Origin of the sequence: Pseudomonas sp. EMN2, from assembly GCF_009650555.1 — a bacterium.
Lineage (GTDB): Bacteria > Pseudomonadota > Gammaproteobacteria > Pseudomonadales > Pseudomonadaceae > Aquipseudomonas > Aquipseudomonas sichuanensis.
In genome coordinates, this window is the sequence record NZ_VZZR01000065.1 from 21,717 (window position 1) to 43,196 (window position 21,480).

Here is a 21,480-nt window from a genome sequence, read left to right on the forward strand (position 1 = left end):
CAGCCAGAACGATTCAGATCAGCGATCCCTCGACGGGAAGTGAGAACCACATGCAAGCAATCACCTTCGAGGCAGCCAAAGCGTCTCTGCTTGGCGCCCTGTTGTCGGCCCTCGTGGCTGGCTGCGACTCCCACAGCCAGGACAAAACCGTACCAACAGCGCCAAAGCCAGAGGTTGAAGTCGCCGAGGTCCAGGCCGAACGCGTGACGCTCTGGGGTGCATTCAGCGGCCGGGTCGAAGCGCCGCAAACTGTGCAACTGCGGCCGCGGGTCAGCGGTTATATCGATCAGGTCGCCTTTGCAGAAGGCGAGCTGGTCAGCGAGGGCGACGTGCTCTTCGTCATTGATCAGCGCCCCTACATAGCCCGTGAGCAACTGGCCCAGGCCGAACTGGCGCGCATGCGCAGCCAATTGACCCTGGCCGGCAGTGAAGCGGCGCGGGCTGACCGACTGTGGGAGCATCGGGCGATCTCCCGCGAGGAGTTCGAGCAGCGCAAAGCGGCCAGGAACACGGCGCAGGCAGCAGTCAATGCGGCTGCCGCAGCGCTGAAAAGCGCACAACTGGATCTGGAGTACACCCAGGTCAAGGCACCAGTGAGCGGTCGTATCGGTCGTGCCCAGGTGACCCGGGGCAATCTGGCCACGGCGGACAGTACCCTGCTGTCAACGCTGGTATCGGTCGACCCGCTCTACGTTTACTTCGAAAGCGACCAACAGACTGTGCAAGACAATCCACACGGCCAGCGTGTGCCGGTGCGTATCGGGTTGACGGGTAAGGACGACTTTCCCTTCGAAGGTCGACTCGACTTCGTTGATAACCAGTACAACACCCGCACCGGCACCCTGCAGTACCGCGCGCAGGTGGCGAATCCGGACGGCGCCCTGCGTCCGGGGCAGTTTGCCCGGGTAGAAATGCCGGTGGCCTCTGCAAGTGCCGCATTGCTGGTCGATCAGAAAGCTGTAATGACCGATCAGGATCGCCGCTACCTCTATGTGTTGGGTGAGGACAACCGGACCGAACGGCGCGTTGTCAAAACTGGCCGTCGAATCGATGGCCTGCTGGTCATTACCGATGGCCTGGCCGAAGGTGAGCGTGTAGTGGTCAACGGGTTGCAGAAGATTCTGTTCCCCGGCATCGAGGTGGTGCCGCAGTCGGTTGATATGCGCAGCAGCGCGCATCCCGTGCCTCGTACCACAGACCCGGTTGTAAGCTCGAAAGCGCTGTAAGGCAGTAGCTCTCCTTCTAGCTTTGTTTCTTTATCTGACTGATACGGACGCGCCTTCCGGGCGCGTTTCGGGAGGCTGTTGCCGTGAATTTTTCGCGCTTCTTCGTAGACAGGCCGATTTTCGCCTCGGTGCTGTCGATCATTATCTTTGTGGTCGGGTTGATCAGCATCCCGCTGCTACCGGTCAGTGAGTATCCCGAGGTAGTGCTGCCCAGCGTGCTGGTCACTGCCAGCTATCCGGGAGCCAACCCCAAGACCATTTCCACGACCGTGGCCACGCCATTGGAAGAAGCCATTAACGGCGTCGAGAACATGATCTACATGAAATCAGTTGCCGGCAGCGATGGCAGCCTGGCACTGACCGTGACCTTTGCGCTGGGCACTGATCCTGACCAAGCCCAGGTCCAGGTGCAGAACCGGGTATCCCAGGCGCTGCCGCGATTACCCGAAGATGTACGTCAACTGGGTGTGACCACCCAGAAACAGGTGCCGAATCTGATGATGGCGGTGCACCTGACTTCGCCGGATGACAGCTTGGACGCCACCTACATGCGCAACTACGCGGTACTGCATATCCGTGACGAACTGGCGCGCATTCCCGGTGTAGGCCGGACGGGCCTGAATGGTTCGGGCGATTATTCCATGCGCCTGTGGATAGACCCGCAGCGCGCTGCTGGGCTGGGCATTACGGCAGGTGATATCAGTGCCGCCGTACGCGAGCAGAACATCCAGGTGTCGGCTGGCCAGATCGGTGCGCCGCCGATGCCGGATGGCTCGGACATGCTGCTTTCGATCAACGCCCAAGGCCGCCTGGAAACCGTCGAAGAGTTTGGCAAGATCGTCTTGAAAACCGGTGAGCAAGGCGAAGTCACGCTTCTCAAGGACGTCGCACGCATCGAACTGGCTCCGTCGCAAGACGCCTTGAGGGCATTACTGAACGGCCGTCAGGCGGTAGATATTCCGATCTTCCAGGCCCCGGGCTCCAATGCTCTGGATGTGTCGGCCGCCGTGCGCGCGAAAATGAGCGAGCTGCAGGCGGATTTCCCCAAAGGCCTGAGCTGGAAAGTGGTCTACGACCCCACCGTGTTTGTCAGTACCTCCATCAAGGCAGTGATGCTTACCCTGCTTGAAGCGGTCGCGCTGGTGGTTCTGGTGGTGATCCTGTTCCTGCAGACCTGGCGCGCATCCTTGATTCCGCTGCTGGCGGTGCCGGTATCTATCGTCGGTACTTTTGCGGTGCTGCTGATGATGGGCTTTTCGATCAATACGCTGACGCTGTTCGCGATGGTGCTGGCCATCGGCATTGTGGTCGACGATGCCATCGTGGTGGTGGAGAACGTCGAGCGCAATATCGAGGCCGGCCTCGCGCCAGTGGCCGCCGCGCATGAGGCGATGCGCGAAGTCAGCGGGCCGATCGTGGCCATCAGCCTGGTGCTCTGCGCGGTGTTCGTACCCATGGCATTTCTGGACGGTATCACTGGCCAGTTCTACCGTCAGTTCGCGATGACCATTGCCGTCGCCACGGTTATTTCGGCGATCAACTCACTGACACTGTCACCCGCTCTGGCGGCGGTTTTGCTGAAAGCGCACGGTGCACCGCCAGATCTGCCGGCGCGCGTCATCAACCGGCTGTTTGGTTGGATATTCCGTCCGTTCAATCGCTTCTTCCTGCGCTGTGCGCAGCGCTACGAGGTGCTGGTTGGCCGTAGTCTGAGCCGTCGGGGATTGGTCTTCGGGGTATATCTCTTGCTACTCGGTGGTACCGCATTGATGTTCACCCAGGTGCCTGGCGGTTTTATTCCGAGCCAGGACAAAACCTACCTGATCGGCAGTATTCGCTTGCCCGAAGGGGCATCGCTGGATCGGACCGAAGCGGTTGCCCGGCGAGTCAGTGAAATGGCGATGAAAACTGAAGGCGTAAAGCACGCTGTGGCCTTGGTTGGTTTCAATGCGCTGCAGGGCGCCAACACGCCTAACGTAGGCACCGTGTTTATTCTGTTCGAAGACTTCGACGTACGCGAGCGTACCGCGCAGGCGATCTCGGATGACCTCAACGCCCAGTTGGGCGGCATCAAGGAAAGCTTTGCGATTACCTTTATGCCGCCGCCGGTGTTTGGTCTGGGCGCGGGCGCGGGCTACTCGCTGTATATCCAGGATCGGGGAGGCGCCGGTTACGGCGCACTGCAGACTGCGACCGACAAGCTGGCCCGGGCGCTGAGCGAAACGCCCGGCATGGTTTACCCGTTCAGCTCGTACCAAGCCAACGTGCCGCAACTGGATGCCGATGTAGACCGCATGCAGGCCAAGGCACAAGGGGTGCGGCTCAATGACCTGTTCGCCGGCCTGCAGTTGTATTTCGGCTCGCAATACATCAACGACTTCAATCTGTTCGGCCGCACCTACCGGGTAATGGCCCAGGCGGATGCGCAGTTCCGTGACAACCCCAGTGACCTTGACCACCTTTATACGCGCAACGCGAATAACGAAATGGTGCCGCTCAGCACCATGGTGACGCTGCGTGAGACTTTTGGGCCAGACCCGGTGATCCGCTACAACGGCTATCCGGCGGCCGACCTGATTGGCCAGTCGAATCCGGCCGTCCTTTCTTCAGCGCAGACCCTTGCCGCAGTGATGGCCGTGGCGGATGAGGTGCTGCCAGCTGGCATGACGCTGGAATGGACTGATCTTAGCTTTGCGCAAGTGACCCAGGGCAATGCGGCGATGGTGGTGTTCCCGCTGGCGCTGCTGCTGGTGTTTCTGGTGCTTGCTGCGCTGTATGAAAGCTGGGTGATGCCGCTGGCGGTGATCCTGATCGTACCCATGTGCCTACTCGCGGCGCTGTTCGGTGTATGGATGGTCGGAGGCGACAACAACATTTTCGTCCAGGTCGGATTGGTGGTGTTGATGGGGCTGGCATGCAAGAACGCGATCCTGATCGTCGAGTTCGCGCGCGAACTGGAAATGCAGGGTCGCGATACGGTCCGCGCAGCACTGGAAGCATGCCGTCTGCGTCTGCGTCCGATCATCATGACCTCGGTGGCCTTTATCGCTGGTGTCGTGCCGCTGGTGCTGGCGACGGGAGCGGGTGCCGAAGTACGTAACGTCATGGGCATTACGGTGTTTACCGGAATGATTGGTGTGACGCTGTTCGGCCTGCTGCTGCCCCCGGTGTTCTATGTTGCCCTGAGGACGCTGGCCAAGCGCTTTGAAGGCATGCCGGAAAAGGCTGATGCACAATTGCAAGGAAAGCCACATGAGTAAGCTGGCAGGACTCTTTACCCTGGCAGCGCTGCTCAGTGCTTGCACAGTGGGCCCGGACTACCAGGCCCCGAGCCCGGCGCAGTTTCAGCACTTTACCCACGATCAAGCGCCGGGTGACGCTCCAGACAGAGCGGTGGCCAGCAACGAGAAGCTTTTCTGGCAGGGGTTTGAAGACCCCGTGGGAGCGGGCTTGCCCCGCGATTGAGCGCGATGCGCTCCTTTACCCGATTCAAATAGTGTCAAAGATGCCGCAAGCTGCCGCATTGCGGCAGATCGCGGGGCAAGCCCGCTCCCACATCCGCGGATGACCATACTTTTCGTACAAAACCTGGTCCCCTTTTCAGAATCCGTTGGCCGCCAACGGGGTCGCGCGCTTGGTAACCCGCCGTACGCCAGGTGCAGTAACAAACCTTAAACAAGACTGTGACATTTTTTTTCAGCCTGCTCACCAGGTACCTCGGCATGGGTAACGGCCCGCCCGAATTCGGTCATGGAGCTGCGAGATGAAGGTTACGGTTTTCGGTACGGGTTATGTGGGCCTCGTCCAGGCGGCATGCCTGGCCCAGGTGGGGCATTCGGTGCTGTGCATGGATGTTGACGTCGAGCGGGTCGCCACCTTGAGCCAGGGCCATTGCCCCCTCTACGAGCCGGGCCTTGCCTCACTGCTGAAAAGGAACCTGGCCTGTGGCCGCTTGAGCTTCACCACCGACGCAGCCAAGGCGACCCATTTCGCCCCCTTGCTGTTCATCGCGGTCGGCACCCCGCCCCAGGCCGATGGCAGCGCCGACCTCAGGCATGTATTCGCGGTGGTCGACAACATCCTTGAACATGCTGACGGCCCCAAGATCATCGTCAACAAATCCACCGCGCCGGTCGGCACGGTCGACCGCATCAAGGCGCGCATCCGCCAGGCGGTCGCCAATGCCGAGCACTATCGGGTGATCAGCAACCCGGAATTTCTCAAGGAAGGTTCGGCGGTCGACGATTGCATGCGCCCGGAGCGCATCATCATCGGTGGCGCCGGGCCGGCCGAGCTTGAGCTGCTGCGCGAGCTGTACCTGCCGTTCAGCCGCAACCGGGAAAAACTCATGGTCATGGATGCGCGCAGCGCCGAGCTGACCAAGTACGCCGCCAACTGCATGCTGGCGACGAAGATCTCCTTCATCAATGAAATGGCCAACCTGGCCGAGCACCTGGGCGCGGATATCGAGATGGTCCGCCGTGGCATCGGCTCGGACCCGCGCATCGGCTACGACTTCATCTACCCCGGCTGCGGCTTCGGCGGCTCGTGCTTCCCCAAGGATCTGCAGGCCCTGAGCAAATGCGCCGAGGCCGAAGGCTTCGAGCCGCAACTGCTGCGCGCGGTCGAGTCGGTGAACGCGCGACAGAAGAACCGGCTGTACGCCAAGATCGCCCGGCACTACCCCGATGGCCTGCGCGGTAAGGTCTTCGCCTTGTGGGGGCTGTCGTTCAAGCCCAATACCAATGACATTCGCGAGGCCTCCAGCCGGGTCCTGCTCGAAGCTCTTTGGGCCGCGGGCGCCCGGGTGCAGGCCCACGACCCGCAGGCCATGGAGGAAATCCAACGCCATTACGGCGAGCGTGCCGACCTGCAGCTGGTGCCGTGCAAGGACGATGCGCTGCAGGGCGCCGATGCGCTGGTGATCGTTACCGAGTGGCAGGACTACCGGGTGCTGAACCTGGACCAGGTGCCGCAGCTGCTGGCCGACCGGGTGGTGTTCGATGGGCGCAACCTGTTCGAGCCCGAGCACATGACCGCCGCCGGCCTGACTTACTACGGCATCGGCCGTGGCCAGGTGCAGCCGCCATGCCCGTATTGATCACCGGCGCCGCGGGCTTCATCGGCTTTCACCTCGCCCAGCGCCTGTGCCAGGAAGGCCTGGAGGTGGTCGGCATCGACAACCTCAACGACTACTACAGCGTCGAGCTCAAGCAGGCGCGCCTGCAACAGCTGGCCCAGTGGCCGAACTTCCGCTTCCAGCGGCTGGACATTGCCGATTCGGACGCCCTGCTCCAGCTGTTCGCCAGGCAGCCTTTCAGCGAGGTCATCCACCTGGCGGCCCAAGCCGGGGTGCGTTACTCGCTGGACAACCCCAAGGCCTATGGCCAGGCCAACCTGATCGGCTTTCTGAACATCCTCGAAGCCTGCCGCTGGCACCCCACCAGCCACTTGATCTATGCCTCCAGCAGTTCGGTGTACGGCGCCAACGCCAAGCTGCCGTTCAGCGTCGAGGACCCGGTGGAACAGCCGGTTTCGCTATACGCCGCGAGCAAGCGCGCCAACGAGCTCATGGCGCACACCTACGCGCACCTGTACCGCATCCCCGTCACCGGCCTGCGCTTCTTTACCGTGTATGGCCCCTGGGGGCGCCCGGACATGGCGCTGTTCAAGTTCACCCAGGCCATGCTCGAAGGCCGGCCCATCGAGGTCTACAACCACGGCCGGATGGCACGGGACTTCACCTGCATCGACGACATCGTCGAAAGCATCCAGCGCCTGCGCGGCAAACCACCACAGCCGGCCGAAGGCCAACCGCCCTGCCAACTGTTCAATATCGGCCGCGGCCAACCGGTCAGGCTGCTGCACTTCGTCGAGTGCCTGGAACAGGCCCTGGGCATCCCGGCAACGCGCAATTACCTGCCGTTCCAGGACGGTGATGTGCATGAAACCTGGGCGGACATTTCTTCCTTGGCGCAGTGGATCGATTACACCCCCAAGGTTTCGATCGAGCAGGGCGTCAGCCAATTCGTCAGCTGGTACCGGGACTTCTACCGGACTTGAACCACGCACTCACAACAAGAACACAGGCAGGCCCGATGACTGAACAGATAGACCTTTCGGTACTGATTCCGGCAAAGAACGAAGCTGAAAACCTGCCGACGCTGCTGGCGGAAATCCGCAACGCGCTGCAAGACGAGCGCTATGAGGTCCTGGTAGTGGATGACGGCAGCAGCGACCCGACCCTGGCCGTGCTGCAGCAACTGCGTACCCAAGGCTTTGAACAACTGCGCGTCCTCCACCATGAACGCTGCCTGGGCCAGAGCACTTCGCTCTGGCACGCCGCCCAAGCCGCCCACGGTCGCTGGCTGGCAACCCTGGATGGCGACGGCCAGAACGACCCGGCGGATATCCCTGGGATGCTCGCGCTGGCGCGTGCCAGCGAAGACCTGGCCGGCGGCATCAAGCTGGTGGCCGGGCACCGGGTCAACCGCCGCGACACCGCCAGCAAACGCTGGGCTTCGCGCTTCGCCAACGGCCTGCGCAGCCGCCTGCTCAAGGATGCCACCCCGGACACCGGTTGCGGGCTGAAGCTGATCGAGCGCGCCGCCTTCCTGCGCCTGCCCTACTTCGACCACATGCACCGCTTCATCCCGGCGCTGATCCTGCGCCACAACGGCCGCATGCTGGTGCACCCGGTGAACCACCGGCCGCGTCACGCCGGCAGCTCCAAGTACGGCAACCTGGACCGCGCCCTGGTGGGCATTCTCGACCTGTTCGGGGTCTGGTGGCTGATCCGCCGCACCCGCCTCGGCACCCGCCCGCAGGAGCTCGAAGGATGACCCGCGAAACCCTCTGGCTGATCCTCGGCTTCACCGGCCAGGCCGTGTTCACCGGCCGCTTCGTGCTGCAGTGGCTGTACAGCGAGTACAAGCGCCGCAGCGTGATCCCGGTGGGTTTCTGGTACCTGAGCATGCTCGGCAGTGCCTTGCTGCTGACCTACGCCATCTACCGCCAGGACCCGGTGTTCATCATCGGCCAAGCCTTCGGCTTTCTGGTCTACCTGCGCAACCTGCAGCTGATCGCCCGGTTCAAAGAACAGAAGGAATAGCCCTTGCCCAGGTTCACAACCCCCACAGCCCAATGCCTGGCGCTGGTCGCCCTGGCGTTGCTGCTGGTCGGTGCCGGCATCGGCTGGCGCCAGCCGATGAACGTCGACGAAGAACGCTTCCTCGGTGTCGCCCTGGAAATGCTGCAGAGCGGCAACTGGTTCATCCCGCACCGTGCCGCCGAAATCTACGGCGACAAACCGCCCTTGTTCATGTGGACCGTGGCCTTGTTCAGCGCCTTGACCGGCTTGCCCAAGGTCGCCCTGTACCTGCCCGGCCTGCTCTCGGCAGCCACCACCACGGCGGTGCTGTACGACCTGGGCCGGCGCCTGTGGAACAAGCGCATCGGTTGCATCGCCGCCTTGCTGTTCCTGGCCACCTACCAGAGCTACAGCATCCTGCGCACCGGGCAGATCGACAGTTTCCTCGCATTGTGGGTTGCGCTGGGTTTCTACGGTTTGCTTCGCCACCTGCTGCTGGGCCCGGCCTGGGGCTGGTTCTACATGGGCTGTGCGGCCATGGGCCTGGGCATCATCAGCAAAGGGGTGGGCTTTGTCCCGGCGCTGATGCTGCTGCCCTATGCCTGGGCAGTTCGGCATAACTGGCGTGGCGTGGTGGCCATGCCTGGCCAGGGCTGGCGCTGGAGCCTGGGGCTGGCGTGGTTGCTGGCCGGTTGCGCGGTGTGGCTGCTGCCACTGCTGGTGACCATCGCCCATGGCGGCGGCGCGGCGGAGCTTGCGTACCTCAAGGAGATCCTGCTGCGCCAGACCGCCAACCGCTATGCCAATGCCTGGGACCACCGCGAGCCGTTCTGGTACTTCTTCGCCAAGGTCATCCCCAAGTACTGGCTGCCGCTGATCCTCGCCCTGCCCTGGCTGGTACCGGCCTGGCGCCGGCAACTGCTCAAGCATGACGGGCGCTTGCTGGTGCTGCTCGGCTGGGTGGCACTGGTGCTGGTGTTCTTCAGCCTCAGCAGCGGCAAGCGCAAGATTTACATCTTCCCGGCGCTGCCCGGCCTGGTGCTGGCCATCGCACCCTTGCTGCCCTGGTTGCTCAAGCGCTGGTTCCAGCGCCGGCCAGGCTGGCGCAAAGTGTTTGCCGTGATCGCCGTGGTGTGGTTCTGCCTGTGGTTCGTACGCGGCCTGGTCGAGCCGATCAAGGAGGGCCGCAACCCCCATGAAACCCTGATGACCGATGCCGCCCGTGCCACCGGCGGCGCCGAACTGGTGCTGGTCAACTGGCGCGAGGGGCACTGGCTGTTCGCCCGCCAGCCGATCGTGCACTTCGGTTTTGCCAACCGCTCTTCCGCAGACACGGCCGCCTACTGGTTGCGCCAGCACCCCGCCGCGTTCGCCCTGCTGCCGGCGACCGAGCTGGGCCGCTGCTTCAGTGCCGACAAGGCACGCAAGCTGGGCGATACCTCGCGCGCCGAGTGGTATGTGGTGGGCGCCGATGCCGACACCGGTCAATGCCAGCCGGCCACCCCCAAACAGGTCTACCCATTTGCCTGGGGCGCCCTGCCCCGATAGCAGCTCGCCGTGGGGTTAGAAATCCACCGTGGCAGACAGCTGCAGGGTGCGCGGGTAACCGGGCGAGATCGCGCCATAGGACGCCACGCCGGACCAGTATTCACGGTCGAACACGTTTTGCACCGTCGCCCGGAACGTCGTCGGGTGCCCGCCGATACGGGTGGTGTAGCGGCCGCCGACATCGAAGCGGGTCCAGGCGTCGAGCTCCTGGGTGTTGGCCTGGTTGATGTACTGGTTGGCGGTGTAGATCGTGCCACCGGTCAGGGTGAAGCCTGACAGCCAGGGTGTATCCCACTCGCCCCACAGGTTGGCCTGCAGTTCAGGCACGCCCACCGGCTTGTTGCCTTTGTTGGCGGCGGTGGCCGAGTCGGTCAGCTTGCCGTCCATCGCGGTCACGCCGCCCATCAGGCGCACGCCCGGGCTGACTTCGCCGAACATGCTCAGCTCGACGCCACGGTTACGCTGTTCTGCCTGTACCGAGAACTGGTTGCCGGCACCCAGCTCGCCGCTGGGTTTCTCGATCTGGAACAGCGCCAGGGTGGTCATGAAGCTGTCGCGTTCGAACTTCACGCCCAACTCATGCTGCTTGCTGGTGTAGGGCGCGAAGGCTTCACCGGCGTTGGCGGCCGTGGCCGGCGCGATGTCGCCCTTGCTCAGCCCCTCGACGTAGTTGTAGTAGAACGAGACGTTCTCCCACGGCTTGACCACCACCCCGACCACGGGCGTGGTGGCGCTGTCGTCGTAGCGCGACGACACTGCGCCGGCCGCGTTGTAGTTACGCGATTCGATGTCCTGTCGACGCACGCCCAGGGTCAGCTGCAGCCGGTCATCGAGCACTGCCAAGGTGTCGGTCACGGCCAGGCCGGTCAGCTCGGACTCGGAAATGCGCAATACCTTCGGTGCATTGATGTGCTGCTTGGGCACATCGACCGGGTGGTAGATGTTCGACAGGATCGCCGTGCCGTTGTTGATGCCGCGGGACATCTCGTCCTGGTAACGGGTGGCCATGACCGTCACCGTGTGGTTGACCGGGCCCGTTTCGAACAGGCTGCGCAGGCCCACATCAGCGGTGGAGCGGTCGACGTTGAACTTGTAGTAACCGGGGATATTGCTGGTATCGCCGGCCGCATTGAGGATTCTCGGCACCTGATCGGACATGCGTTCTACATCGGCCTTGCCGCCGCCGACATGGGCAAACACCGTCAAGGAATCATTCAGGTCGTACTCGCCGCCGAGCAACGCGGATTGCTCACGGGTGTTGGACCAACCCCAATCCTGAGGCAGGTTGGTACGGCCGTTGGCGGCCGACGGCACATCGATGCCCGGTGCCACGGTGAAGGGCCGCGAGGCGGCATCCCATTTTTCTTTCTGGCTGATGAAATCGAGGTTCAGGCGCAGCCGCTCGCCTTTGTAGTCCAGGGCAATGGCGCCGATATCCAGGGCCCGCTGCTGGTTGTCGATGGCGGTGTCACCCTGGGCAAGGCTGCCGTTGAAACGCACGCCCCACTGTTTGTCCTCGCCGAAGCGGCGGCTGATGTCGAGGTGGCCGCCGGCCTGGCTGTCCGAGCTGTAGCTGGCGGTGAAGCGCGTCAGGTCCTCGGCCAGGGCGCGCTTGGGCACGATGTTGATCACGCCGCCGACACCGCTGTTGGGCGAGATGCCATACATCAGCGCGCCGGGCCCCTTGAGCACCTCGACGCGTTCGGCGTACTCGGTGAATACCCGGTAGTTGGGCGCAACGCCGTAGACACCATCAAAGGCCAGCTCACCCAGGTTGCCCTCGCCCACCGGAAAGCCACGGATGAAGAACGAGTCGACAATGCCGCCGGTCTGCCCGGTGGAGCGCACCGACGGGTCGCGCTCCAGGGCATCGGCCACGGTCACCGTCTGCAGGTCGGCCAGGGTCTTGGCGGTGTAGCTGGTAACGCTGAAGGGGGTGTCCATCACGTCCTTGTTGCCCAGCATCCCCAGCCGCCCGCCGCGGGCCACCTGGCCGCCGGCAAAGGCCTCCGGCAAGCTGTCGTGGCGCAGGCTGCTGGCTTCGATGTTGGTGGCGGCGAGCGTCAGCCCATCGCCCTGCTGCGCCAGCTTGACCAGGGTGAAGTTGCCGTTGCCGAGAGCCACCAGCTCAAGGCCGCTGCCGGCCAGCAAGCGGGCGGCACCGTCTTGTAGCGAGTAGCTGCCGTTGAGGCCTGCGCTGTGCAGGCCGTCGGTCAGCGTCGGTTCGAAAGACAAGGCGATCCCCGAGGCCACGGCAAAGCTGGACAGCACGCGGCCCAGCGGGCCGGGACTGATGGCGTAGGTCTGGGTGGCCACGGTGCTTTCGGGCTGCGCGAATGCCACCTGGGTGCCTGCGGCGCCGGCCACCAGGGCCAGGCTCAACAGGGCGTTACGGACTGCGGTGGCGAGCGCACGCTCGGCGTGGGGACGGCTTGCAACAGGCATGACAGGAAGGTCCTTGTGACCGGATAAGGAGAGGGTTCGCTCCTGTTGCCAATCGAGATCGGGAAAAGTATCAGCTTGGGGTGAAATAATTTTGTGGGGCGGTTTGAAGCACATTCCATTTGGTTTTGAAGCCCATGGGCAGGACAGGCGCAGAACATCTAACGGCGAACACCTTGCAGCCCCAACCGCCCTACCGCGCAGAAACCAGCGTCCAATACCCGCCCATGCGCTCCTCGACCGCCAGCCCGTAAGTCGCCTGCAACATCCCCAAGGTGCGGCCCCTGTCACTGATCGGAAACGCACCTGACACCCGCAGGCCTGCGATCTGCCGGTCACAGCGGATGAACCCACGCTGGTAACGCGCCAATTCACCCAGCAGCTCGTCCAACCGCATGTTGTCCGCCAGCAGCATGCCCTGGGTCCAGAGCGTGCCGGCGCTGTCCAGCACCTGGCTCGGGCCGACGGCCTGGCCATCGAAATCGGCCTGCTCGCCAGCCGCCACGACCCGGCCCCGCGCCTGTCCGGCGCTGGCGGGCTGCACCCGCACAGCCCCTTCGAGCACCGCAAGATAGGTGCGCCCTTCGCGTTCTCGCACGCTGAAGCGTGTGCCCAAAGCCTGCATCACCCCTTCCCCGGTCCCTACCCGCAGCGGGCGCGCCGGGACGACGATATCCGGCGCGGTCTGCACCATGATCTCCCCACGGTACAGACGGATAAAACGCTCGTTGGCATCGAAGCGCACGTCAATCGCAGAGTCGGTGTTGAGGATCAACTGGGTACCGTCGGCAAGGGTGACATCGCGGCGCTGGCCAACCGCCGAGCGATAGTCCGCTGCCCATCCTTGCCCGTACATCCGCCAACCTGCCCAGCTTGCAGGCGCCAGGGCCAGCAGGACTGCCAGGCGGGTGATCGCCCGGCGCCGGCCCGGATCGCTTGGACGATCCAGCGCCGACAGCGACAGTGCCGGCGGCAAGCCACCCAGCTTGCCCATCAGCAGTTCGGCACGCGCCCAGGCCTGTGCACGCCCGGCGCTGCTGTTACGCCAGGCCGCCCATTCAGCTTTCTGCTCTGCCGTGACCTCGCTGTCGCTCAGGCACATCAGCCACTCGGCGGCCTCCGCCAGGGCTTCGGGGTCAGGCTCAACGTGGGGGTGTTCGACGCTCACTCAGTCAACCAGCTTCAGGCATTGGAGAAACGCCTGTTTCATGTAGCGCTTGACGGTGATCAGCGAGACGCCGAGCTGCTCGGCGATGTCTTCGTACTTCATGCCGGCCAACTGCGACAGTAGGAACGCCCGCCGGACCAGTGCCGGCAAGCTGTCGAGCATCGCATCGATTTCATGCAGGGTTTCCAGGATCAGCAAGCGGGTTTCCGGCGACGGCGCCTCGGGGGCCGGCAACTGCTCCAGCGCCGCCAGGTAGGCACGCTCCAGCGACTTGCGCTTGCACCAGTTGGCGAGGATGCCACCGGCGACGCAATTCAGATAGGCGCGGGGCTCGTTGAACACCGTGACCTTCGACGCCAGGATGCGCGCGAAGGTGTCATGTGCCAGGTCAGCCGCATCCATTGCGTTGCCCAGGCGCCGCCGCAAGCGGTTGTACAACCATCCGTGATGGGCGCTGTAGAGCGCTTCGACAGCAGATAGTCGAGGGTTTTGCACAGCCTGGGCTTCGCTCATGGGGCGATTCTTTTTGTGTAACTGAGAATTGTTAGCAATGCTAAGTTACACCCCGACCGCAAGGCAAGGCCCGAACACGAAAGGCGCCCGGTTGATTGCAACCGGGCGCCTTGCGGTGATCGCTGCCGACGCAGCCCAGGTCAGAACCTGAAGTTGGCCGTGAGCTCCGCCGAACGCCCTGGTGCGACCGTGGCGAACAGCCCGACGTGCGAGGCATCGTAGATGGTCTCGTCGGTCAGGTTGAGCAGGTTGAGTTGCAGGTCGAGGTTCTTGTTGACCTTGTAGGCCACCATCGCGTCGTAGCGCCAGTAGTCATCGATGCTGACGGTGTTGGCATCGTTCATGTAGCGCTGGTCCATGTAGTTGGCCCCGGCGCCCACGGTCCAGCGGTCGGTCAGGTCATAGGACGACCACAGGCTGAAACTGTTCGGCGCGATGAACTTGGAGCGGTTGCCGTCGTTGCTGCCATCGCCGCCCGATTTCACCACTTCGGCATCCAGGTAGGTGTAGCCGCCCCAGATCGCCCAGGCGTCGGTAATGCGGCCGGTCACGCCGAACTCGATGCCGGTCACGCGTTGGTCGCCGTCCAGGGCCACCAGCCCGCTGATCGGGTCGGTCACCCGAGCATTGGTTTTCTCGGTGCGGAACACCGCGGCGGTCAGCGACAGCTGTTCGTTGAACACATCCCACTTGGTCCCCAGTTCGACGCTGCGCGACTTTTCCGGGTCGAGGTTGGCCTTGTTGCCATTGAGGTTGCCGGCCCCGGCACCGTCGGCGCCGCCGGACTGAGTGTTCTCGCCCGATGGGTTGGACGAGGTGCCGTAGGACAGGTAGATGCTGCCGTTGGGCATTGGCTTGAACACCACGCCCACCTGGTAGTTCCACAGCTCGCTCGACGACGAGGCGCCGCCCTCGACCCGGTTCTTGACGTCGTAGTCGTCGTAGCGCAGCCCCAGGTTCAGGTCCCACTGTTCATGCAGCGCGAGGGTGTCGAAGGCGTACAGCGACTTGACCTCGGTCTGGTACTTGCTGGTGACCTCCCCGGTACCCGGCAGCAAGGTCCAGCCACCGTCGTGCGGGTTGGGGTTGTACAGGTTACCCGGGCGGCCATTGTTGCCAGCGTGCTTGTCCTTGTCGGTAATGGTCTCGCGGCTGACTTCCAGGCCGGCGGAATAGCTGTGCTTGATGCCGCCGGTGTGGAAGGTGCCGAACAGGTCGGTCTGGTTGAGCACCGAGGTGTTGACCACGTTGCGAGGCCGGAACCCCCGACCTACCAGGCCGTTGCGTTCCTGCGCGACGTTGGCGAACACCGGGCGGCTCATCACGTAGTTCTGCATGCTGCGCCCGCCGCGTAGGGTGTTGCGCACGGTCAGCTCAGGGGTGAACTCATGTTCGATCAGCAGGGTGGCCAGGTCGGCGGAAGTCTTGCGGAAATCACGGTCAACCACCCCGTAGAAGTTGTCCCGGTCGACATCCGCAGGTTTGTTGGTGATCAACGAAATCGGGTGGCCCTGGTCGGGAATGTCATCGGTTTCCAGGTGATAGTAGCTGGCCGTGACCCGCGTCGGCCCCTGCAGGCCCCAGGTAATGGTCGGGGCGATGCCCCAGCGCTTGACCTCGACGTCATCGCGGCCGGGGGTATCGGCTTCGTGCTTCATGGCGTTCAGGCGAAACGCCAGGTCCTGCTCGGGCAGGTACTGGTTGATGTCCAGGGTATTGCGCCACAGTTGGTCGGTACCCAGCGTGACGCTGCCGGCGATGAAGTCTTCGGCCTTGGCGGCCTTGCTCACGAGGTTGATCGAGCCACCCGTGGAGCCCCTGCCGTTGTAGGCCGAGCCCGGGCCCTTGACGATCTCGACCGACTCCACGTTGAACGCCTCGTGGGACATGCGGCCAAGGTCGCGCAGGCCGTCGATCTGGATATCGGTACTGGCTTCGAAGCCGCGGATGAACGGCCGGTCGCCCAGTGGCGTGCCGCCCTCGCCCGCGCCCAGGGTAATGCCTGGGGTGGTACGCAGTACGTCGGTCAGCGAGGTGGCGCCGCGCTCCTTGATCAAGGCTTCGTTGATGATGGTGATGGACTTGGGCACTTCGCGCAGCGGTGCGGTGAACTTCGGTGAAGACATTTCATCCACTTTGAAAGTCTCGGCCTGATGAACACCTTTTACATCGGTCGCGTCCAGTTCAAGGATCGAGCCCGACTTGTTTTTACCGGCATCGGCGGTTTGCGCCAGGCTTGCGGTCGAACAGGACGCCAGGGCAAGGCCAAGGGCAGTGTAAAGATGTGGAGATTGCGCGCTGCGGGTTGTTGTTGGAGTGCTTGCCATTTGATTGCCATCACCTATGAAATGATGCGCAATCCTATTTGCGATGTTTTATTGAACAAAGTTCATTTACAAAATTTACGCCAAGTAACTTTATATGTCACAAATCAAGTTACATATGTTTAGTTACATATATTTGGTAACACTTATCGCCACATGTCAGCACAGTAGCGGCAAGGCTTTCATTGCCTTGCCGCCGGTTCGGTCAACGCTCGGCACGGTTTGCGCGGTACTGCTGACATTCAACCGACTGTTCTCGCCGGCCCGTCAGTTCATGCCGCACAAGCTCTTGCCCAGGCCCTGAGCACCGCGGTCAGCCATGACGCTGGCGCTGTGGGTCAACCTGCGCCTGCTCCTGGCGCAGCAACATCCGCAACCATAGGTCACGCCGCGCCAGCACCTGGGCCTGCAGGCTCACCTGCGCAGGCAGCGTACCGGTGTACAGCGCCCGCAGATGCTCCAGTTCCAACCCGCTGACATCCACCAGCCATCGGCTTACCGCCGCCGGGCAAGGGCGCCCCTGCAACGCCCGGTGCAGGTAAGGCAACGCCACCCGCATGCGTGGGTGACAACGTTGCACATAACGCTCGAGGTTGCGCCCCCGCGCCTCGAACGGCGTGAGCAGCAGGCAGACCAGTTGCTCTTCGGTCACCCCATAGGCTTGGGCAAAGCTGGCCTGCGCCTGCAAGCCGTACTCCTCAGGCCAAGCCAACTGACTCTGGCCCAGGCGCTGCAGCAACCCCTGTACGCCCTCGCGATAGCCAAGCAGGTTCACATACTGCCCATGCAACCCATGCAGATGCGCTAGCGCCAGCGGATCAAACAGGCCCGCCGGCCCCTGCAGTTGACACGGCAGCACCTCCCGACGGCCCAGCATGTGCTCGAGTGAGGCCACCTCGTCCATCTGCAGCAGGTCATCCACCGCGACCACATGCAGGGGGCGTACAGCCTGGGGTAGCGGTGCAACCTGCACTGACGGCGCAGGCTCGTCCAGCCTGTAGCGCAGTTGTGCCAGGTGCTGCGTCAGCACCCGTGCACACTGGGGCAGCGCCGGTGGTGAAGCATCGCTGGCCTGGCTCAGGCAGCGCCGGGCCCAGGCCAGCAAACGACGGCGCTGCCCGGCCGGTACCACCGTGACCAAGGCATCGACGCCACCCTCTGGATCGGCAACGGTCAGCGCCTGGTTCAGCCCTTCTGCCAGCATCAAATAAGCCTGCCCCCCGAGCAATGCATCGGGCTGCCCGCCACACAGATGACCGAATAGCAGCCAGGCCTTGCCGACATCGCCCAACTGCCCGCCGCCACTGGGTTCGCCGGTAATGAATGGCGCCAGCCGCTCACCATCGCTGAGCAGCAACTCCACCCGTGGGTCGTCATGCAGGAACAAGGCACTGAAGCAGCGCTCATGGCTGGCCAGCGTCGCGCGATCCAGCCCGGGCGACCTGGCAATGAGCACACGCAGGCGGAAGGTTGCATGATGGCGAACAGCGATGCTCAATTGCGCCGCGCGCAGGTAGGCGAGCAAATGGGCGCTGCGCTGGTCGCCACCGTGTAACAGCACCAGACGCAGATCAGCGATCTGCGCATGGCCGCCAGCGATCACCAGCAACCGTTGCATCAATAGCGCAATGGAAGCGCGCTGCGCCTGATTCAAATGCTCGAAGATACGTTGCAATACTTGTTGATATACATAGTGCATGGCCTGGTCATGGGTATTGTTCATGTAATCACTCCATCTTTCTGATCGGATCAGATCCAAAAGCAGAGTTTGGCAGATGAATAAAACCCCGATCTTGAAGGAAATTTCCTAAAAACAGGAAAGACAATAGAGGATTAATACCTCGGTGATTATCGCTGGACAGGCCATGGGCCAGTGCCAATGCGCCCTGTGGTCGCGGTCATTGGCCCGACACAAACATGCTGACAAGCCGAGACATAAAAATCATGAATAACCCGGGCAAAGAACACTTTATTGAAGTTGCAGTGGGCTAACTCGCAACATCCACTACGTTTTGTGCAAATTATCTTATATCTCCGTAGGACGCATCCGAAAAAAAGCCCGAGACATTGCTCGGGCTTTTTCATAATGGCAGCAGTCGCTGATGATCAGCTCACCGCCATATCCAACACCACACGCCCACCACACGGACATTCGTCCATATGGCGATGGGCAGCGACCACCTGGTCGAACGGATACACCTTGATGATCTGCGGGGTCAGCAGTTGGTCGGCGGTGAACTGGTTGATGTCGCGCAACGCACGCTGCAGGGCGACTTGGTCCTGGGCGATGCCCAGCTCCGGCTTGCCAGTGAAGTTGCCGATGCAGTGCACATGGAACTGGATGTTCTTCTGGAACGCCGCGCAAGCCGGGAACGGCGTCTGGTTGCCACCCTGCAGGCCATACAGTACCAGGCTGCCGCGCGGTGCCAGCACGTCGCCGAGCAGCGACATCTGCGGCCCGCCCATACCGTCGAGGACCATATCCACGCCACGGCCATTGGTGTACTTGCCGATCTGCAGGACCAAGTCTTGCTCTTCGGTGACGATCACCTTGTCCGCCCCCAGACCGAGCAGGTATTCACGCTGCTCGGGCTCCTTGGTGGCGGCGAACACCTTCAGCCCCAGGGCCTTGCCCAGTTGCACGAAAGCCGGCCCTGCACAGTGACTGGCATCGGTGACCAGCGCGGTCTGCCCGGCCTTGGCCCGGGCCAGGTCGACATAGGCGAAATACGCGATCAGCAGCGGCGTGTAGTGCACGCTGGCTTCGATCGGGGTCAGCACATCGGGGTAACGGGTGATGGCGCTGCGCGGCAGCACGATCACATCACCATAGACAGGGTGATCATTGGGGCTGGTGGCCGGGAAGCTGGCGACCCGGTCGCCCACTGCAATGTCGTCCACCCCTTCGCCAACCGCCATGACCACACCGGCCATTTCATGGCCGATGCCGGCTGGCAGGCGCGCCTGGGAAGGTGCCAGGTTCTGCCGCCAGAGCACGTCGTACCAACTGATGCCGATCGCCTCGACGCGCACCTGCACCTCGCCGGCCGCCGGGGACGGTTCGGACTGCTCCTCGCAAAGGAGCACATCGGCCTGGCCGAACTTGTGGAAACGGATCATGCGGGACATCGCATACCTCGCCTGTGTGAATCTCGTATTACCACGGACTTTATCCGGGCTTTGCGCTTTGGGCCATCAGTGGCCGTTAATAGTCGACATGCCTGTCATTGATTGGGCCCCAGGCAAATCTGCGCATTGGCTCCCACAAATCGGTGCAGGGTAACAGCCTTTGGCCTTAAGATTCACCCCTGCCCCACTGACTGGCGAGCCGCATCGAATGAATCGTAACGACTTGCGTCGCGTAGACCTCAACCTGCTGATCGTGTTCGAAACCCTGATGCACGAACGCAGCGTGACCCGCGCCGCCGAAAAGCTGTTCCTCGGCCAGCCGGCCATCAGCGCCGCGCTGTCGCGCCTGCGCAGCCTGTTCGACGACCCGCTGTTCGTGCGCACCGGCCGCAGCATGGAGCCGTCGGCCCGCGCCCACGAGATCTTCGCCCTGCTCTCGCCAGCCCTGGACTCGATCTCCACGGCGGTCAGCCGCGCCGCCGAGTTCGACCCGGCCACCAGCAACGCGGTGTTCCGCATCGGCCTGTCCGACGACGCCGAGTTCGCCCTGCTGCCGCAACTGCTCAAGCGTATCCGCGCCGAGGCCCCCGGCATTGTGCTGGTTGTTCGCAGGGTCAATTACCTGCTCATGCCAACGTTGCTGGCTTCGGGGGAAATCTCGGTGGGCGTGAGCTACACCAGCGACCTGCCTGCCAACGCCAAACGCAAGGTGCTGCGCCGCAGCATGCCCAAGCTGCTGCGCGCCGATAGCATGCCCGGCAGCATCACCCTGGATGACTTCTGCGCCCGGCCCCATGCGTTGGTGTCGTTTGCCGGCGACTTGTCCGGTTTCATCGATGAAGCACTGGACGAAATCGGCCGCAAGCGCCATGTGGTGCTGGCGGTGCCGCAGTTCAATGGCCTTGGGAGTTTGCTGGCGGGGACCGATATCGTCGCCACGGTGCCGGACTACACCGCGGATGCGCTCACTGCTGCGGGCGGGTTGCGGGCTGAGGACCTGCCGCTGGACGTGCGCAGTTTCGAGTTGCACATGGCCTGGCGGGGGGCGCAGGACAATGACCCGGCGGAGCGCTGGCTCAGGTCGCGGATACAAATGTTCTTCGGGGATCCGGACAGCCTGTGACTCTTAGGTTCTGTACGAAAAGTAATGTCTTAGACACCGCCGCCAGCAGGCCAGCGTGACCATCGCCGTATAGCTTTTCGCGAGCTTGCAGTAACGGGTCGCCAGACGGCGATGCTCTTTCAACCAGCCAAATAGCCGCTCGATAACGTTCCGTTCCCGATACTTGGGTTTATCGAATAGGCGCGGCAAACCCGGTTTAGGTTTGCGTTTCATGACCCGATAGGGAATCACAGGTTGCATGCGATAGCGATCACAGTACTGCCGGAGAGACTCCGCGTCGTAGCCCTTGTCAGCAATCAGTTTGCGGCATCGCTTGCGCGACCTACCTCGTTCATTGGGAATGTGGACTCCGTCCAGCAACGGTTGGGTGTGGGAGATATCGCTGGCTTGTCCGCCCGAAAGGATGAAGTGCAGCGGCACACCTCGAGTGTCGCAGACCATGTGAATTTTCGTTGTTAGCCCGCCCCGACTTCTCCCAAGTGCGTGGTCCGCCGGTTCTTCCGCCCCCCTTTTTTGCCTGCCCCAGATGAGGCTCGGGTCGCTTTGACTGCCGTTGAGTCAATGCACCAGGTGTCCAGGTCGATCAAGCCTTGAGCGTTGAGTTTGACGTGCAGACGTTTGAGCATCTTGTTGAAGGTGCCCTGATTTCGCCAATCTCGAAAGCGCTGATAGACAGTGGACCAAGGGCCGAATCGCTCTGGCATGTCTCGCCATGCCGCACCGGAGCAAAGTACCCACAACACGCCATTCAACATCAAGCGATCATCGACTCTTGGGCGTCCGGCACGTCGATAAGTTGTAAAAAGATCAGCGACTAAATCCCAGTCTGCTTCAGAAAATTCGTAGCGCTTGGGCATGGCAGAATCCTTCGCCTAAAAGGCGAGAACTCTACGTAAAATCCGGCCTCCAGAGGCGCT

At 62.7% G+C, this 21,480-nt stretch carries 17 protein-coding genes; 10 read left to right on the top strand and 7 right to left on the bottom strand.

Annotated features, from left to right (window positions below; all coding sequences use genetic code 11):
- The first annotated feature begins 50 nt into the window (after positions 1–50).
- The 8 genes from F6X61_RS19150 (at position 51) to F6X61_RS19185 (ending at position 9,864) form a co-directional block, all read left to right on the top strand.
- Positions 51–1,226, top strand: coding sequence for an efflux RND transporter periplasmic adaptor subunit (locus tag F6X61_RS19150; RefSeq protein WP_153787947.1), 1,176 nt, complete (start codon positions 51–53; stop codon positions 1,224–1,226).
- Between the two features lie 83 nt (positions 1,227–1,309).
- A complete protein-coding gene (locus tag F6X61_RS19155) occupies positions 1,310–4,486 on the top strand; it encodes an efflux RND transporter permease subunit (RefSeq protein ID WP_153787948.1) in 3,177 nt (1,058 codons plus the stop codon).
- Positions 4,479–4,691 (top strand): hypothetical protein, encoded by a 213-nt coding sequence (locus tag F6X61_RS19160; RefSeq protein ID WP_153787949.1) that lies wholly within the window; start codon positions 4,479–4,481, stop codon positions 4,689–4,691. Before F6X61_RS19155 ends, F6X61_RS19160 begins: the two co-directional genes overlap by 8 nt.
- Positions 4,692–4,989: 298 nt before the next feature.
- Complete coding sequence (locus F6X61_RS19165) at positions 4,990–6,327, top strand: UDP-glucose/GDP-mannose dehydrogenase family protein (protein WP_153787950.1); 1,338 nt, start codon at positions 4,990–4,992, stop codon at positions 6,325–6,327.
- Positions 6,315–7,289 carry an NAD-dependent epimerase gene (locus tag F6X61_RS19170; protein WP_153787951.1) on the top strand — a complete coding sequence of 325 codons (975 nt, stop codon included), beginning with the start codon at positions 6,315–6,317 and terminating at the stop codon, positions 7,287–7,289. The genes F6X61_RS19165 and F6X61_RS19170 overlap by 13 nt, the downstream gene beginning before the upstream one ends.
- A gap of 35 nt (positions 7,290–7,324) precedes the next feature.
- Positions 7,325–8,068 (top strand): glycosyltransferase family 2 protein, encoded by a 744-nt coding sequence (locus F6X61_RS19175; RefSeq protein WP_153787952.1) that lies wholly within the window; start codon positions 7,325–7,327, stop codon positions 8,066–8,068.
- Positions 8,065–8,337 carry a lipid-A-disaccharide synthase N-terminal domain-containing protein gene (locus tag F6X61_RS19180; RefSeq protein WP_153787953.1) on the top strand — a complete coding sequence of 91 codons (273 nt, stop codon included), beginning with the start codon at positions 8,065–8,067 and terminating at the stop codon, positions 8,335–8,337. Before F6X61_RS19175 ends, F6X61_RS19180 begins: the two co-directional genes overlap by 4 nt.
- Positions 8,338–8,340: 3 nt before the next feature.
- Positions 8,341–9,864 (top strand): glycosyltransferase family 39 protein, encoded by a 1,524-nt coding sequence (locus F6X61_RS19185; protein ID WP_153787954.1) that lies wholly within the window; start codon positions 8,341–8,343, stop codon positions 9,862–9,864.
- 15 nt (positions 9,865–9,879) lie between these two features.
- Here F6X61_RS19185 and F6X61_RS19190 read toward each other — a convergent pair whose 3' ends face one another.
- The 4 genes from F6X61_RS19190 to F6X61_RS19205 form a co-directional block, all read right to left on the bottom strand.
- Positions 9,880–12,309 (bottom strand): TonB-dependent receptor, encoded by a 2,430-nt coding sequence (locus F6X61_RS19190; RefSeq protein WP_153787955.1) that lies wholly within the window; start codon positions 12,307–12,309, stop codon positions 9,880–9,882.
- Positions 12,310–12,499: 190 nt separating this feature from the next.
- A complete protein-coding gene (locus F6X61_RS19195; protein ID WP_256671383.1) occupies positions 12,500–13,474 on the bottom strand; it encodes a FecR domain-containing protein in 975 nt (324 codons plus the stop codon).
- Positions 13,475–13,987 (bottom strand): sigma-70 family RNA polymerase sigma factor, encoded by a 513-nt coding sequence (locus F6X61_RS19200; protein WP_153787956.1) that lies wholly within the window; start codon positions 13,985–13,987, stop codon positions 13,475–13,477.
- A gap of 140 nt (positions 13,988–14,127) precedes the next feature.
- Positions 14,128–16,113 (bottom strand): TonB-dependent siderophore receptor, encoded by a 1,986-nt coding sequence (locus tag F6X61_RS19205; RefSeq protein WP_256671384.1) that lies wholly within the window; start codon positions 16,111–16,113, stop codon positions 14,128–14,130.
- Between the two features lie 27 nt (positions 16,114–16,140).
- Between F6X61_RS19205 and F6X61_RS27300 the strand changes: the two genes are divergently transcribed.
- Positions 16,141–16,437: a hypothetical protein gene (locus F6X61_RS27300; RefSeq protein ID WP_256671385.1), complete on the top strand. Its 297-nt coding sequence runs from the start codon at positions 16,141–16,143 to the stop codon at positions 16,435–16,437.
- Between the two features lie 187 nt (positions 16,438–16,624).
- On the opposite strand, the gene F6X61_RS19210 is transcribed toward F6X61_RS27300, so the two are convergent.
- Both F6X61_RS19210 and F6X61_RS19215 read right to left on the bottom strand, forming a co-directional pair.
- Positions 16,625–18,034 (bottom strand): hypothetical protein, encoded by a 1,410-nt coding sequence (locus F6X61_RS19210; RefSeq protein ID WP_153787958.1) that lies wholly within the window; start codon positions 18,032–18,034, stop codon positions 16,625–16,627.
- Between the two features lie 383 nt (positions 18,035–18,417).
- Positions 18,418–19,440: a zinc-dependent alcohol dehydrogenase family protein gene (locus tag F6X61_RS19215; RefSeq protein WP_153787959.1), complete on the bottom strand. Its 1,023-nt coding sequence runs from the start codon at positions 19,438–19,440 to the stop codon at positions 18,418–18,420.
- A 208-nt stretch (positions 19,441–19,648) separates the two neighbouring features.
- On the opposite strand from F6X61_RS19215, the gene F6X61_RS19220 reads away from it, so the two are divergent.
- A complete protein-coding gene (locus F6X61_RS19220) occupies positions 19,649–20,563 on the top strand; it encodes a LysR family transcriptional regulator (RefSeq protein ID WP_153787960.1) in 915 nt (304 codons plus the stop codon).
- A gap of 3 nt (positions 20,564–20,566) precedes the next feature.
- Here F6X61_RS19220 and F6X61_RS19225 read toward each other — a convergent pair.
- A protein-coding gene (locus tag F6X61_RS19225; RefSeq protein WP_153787961.1) for an IS5 family transposase occupies positions 20,567–21,420 on the bottom strand; the annotation gives its coding sequence in 2 pieces (ribosomal slippage) (positions 20,567–21,066 and positions 21,066–21,420; 855 coding nt in all).
- Positions 21,421–21,480: the final 60 nt, after the last annotated feature.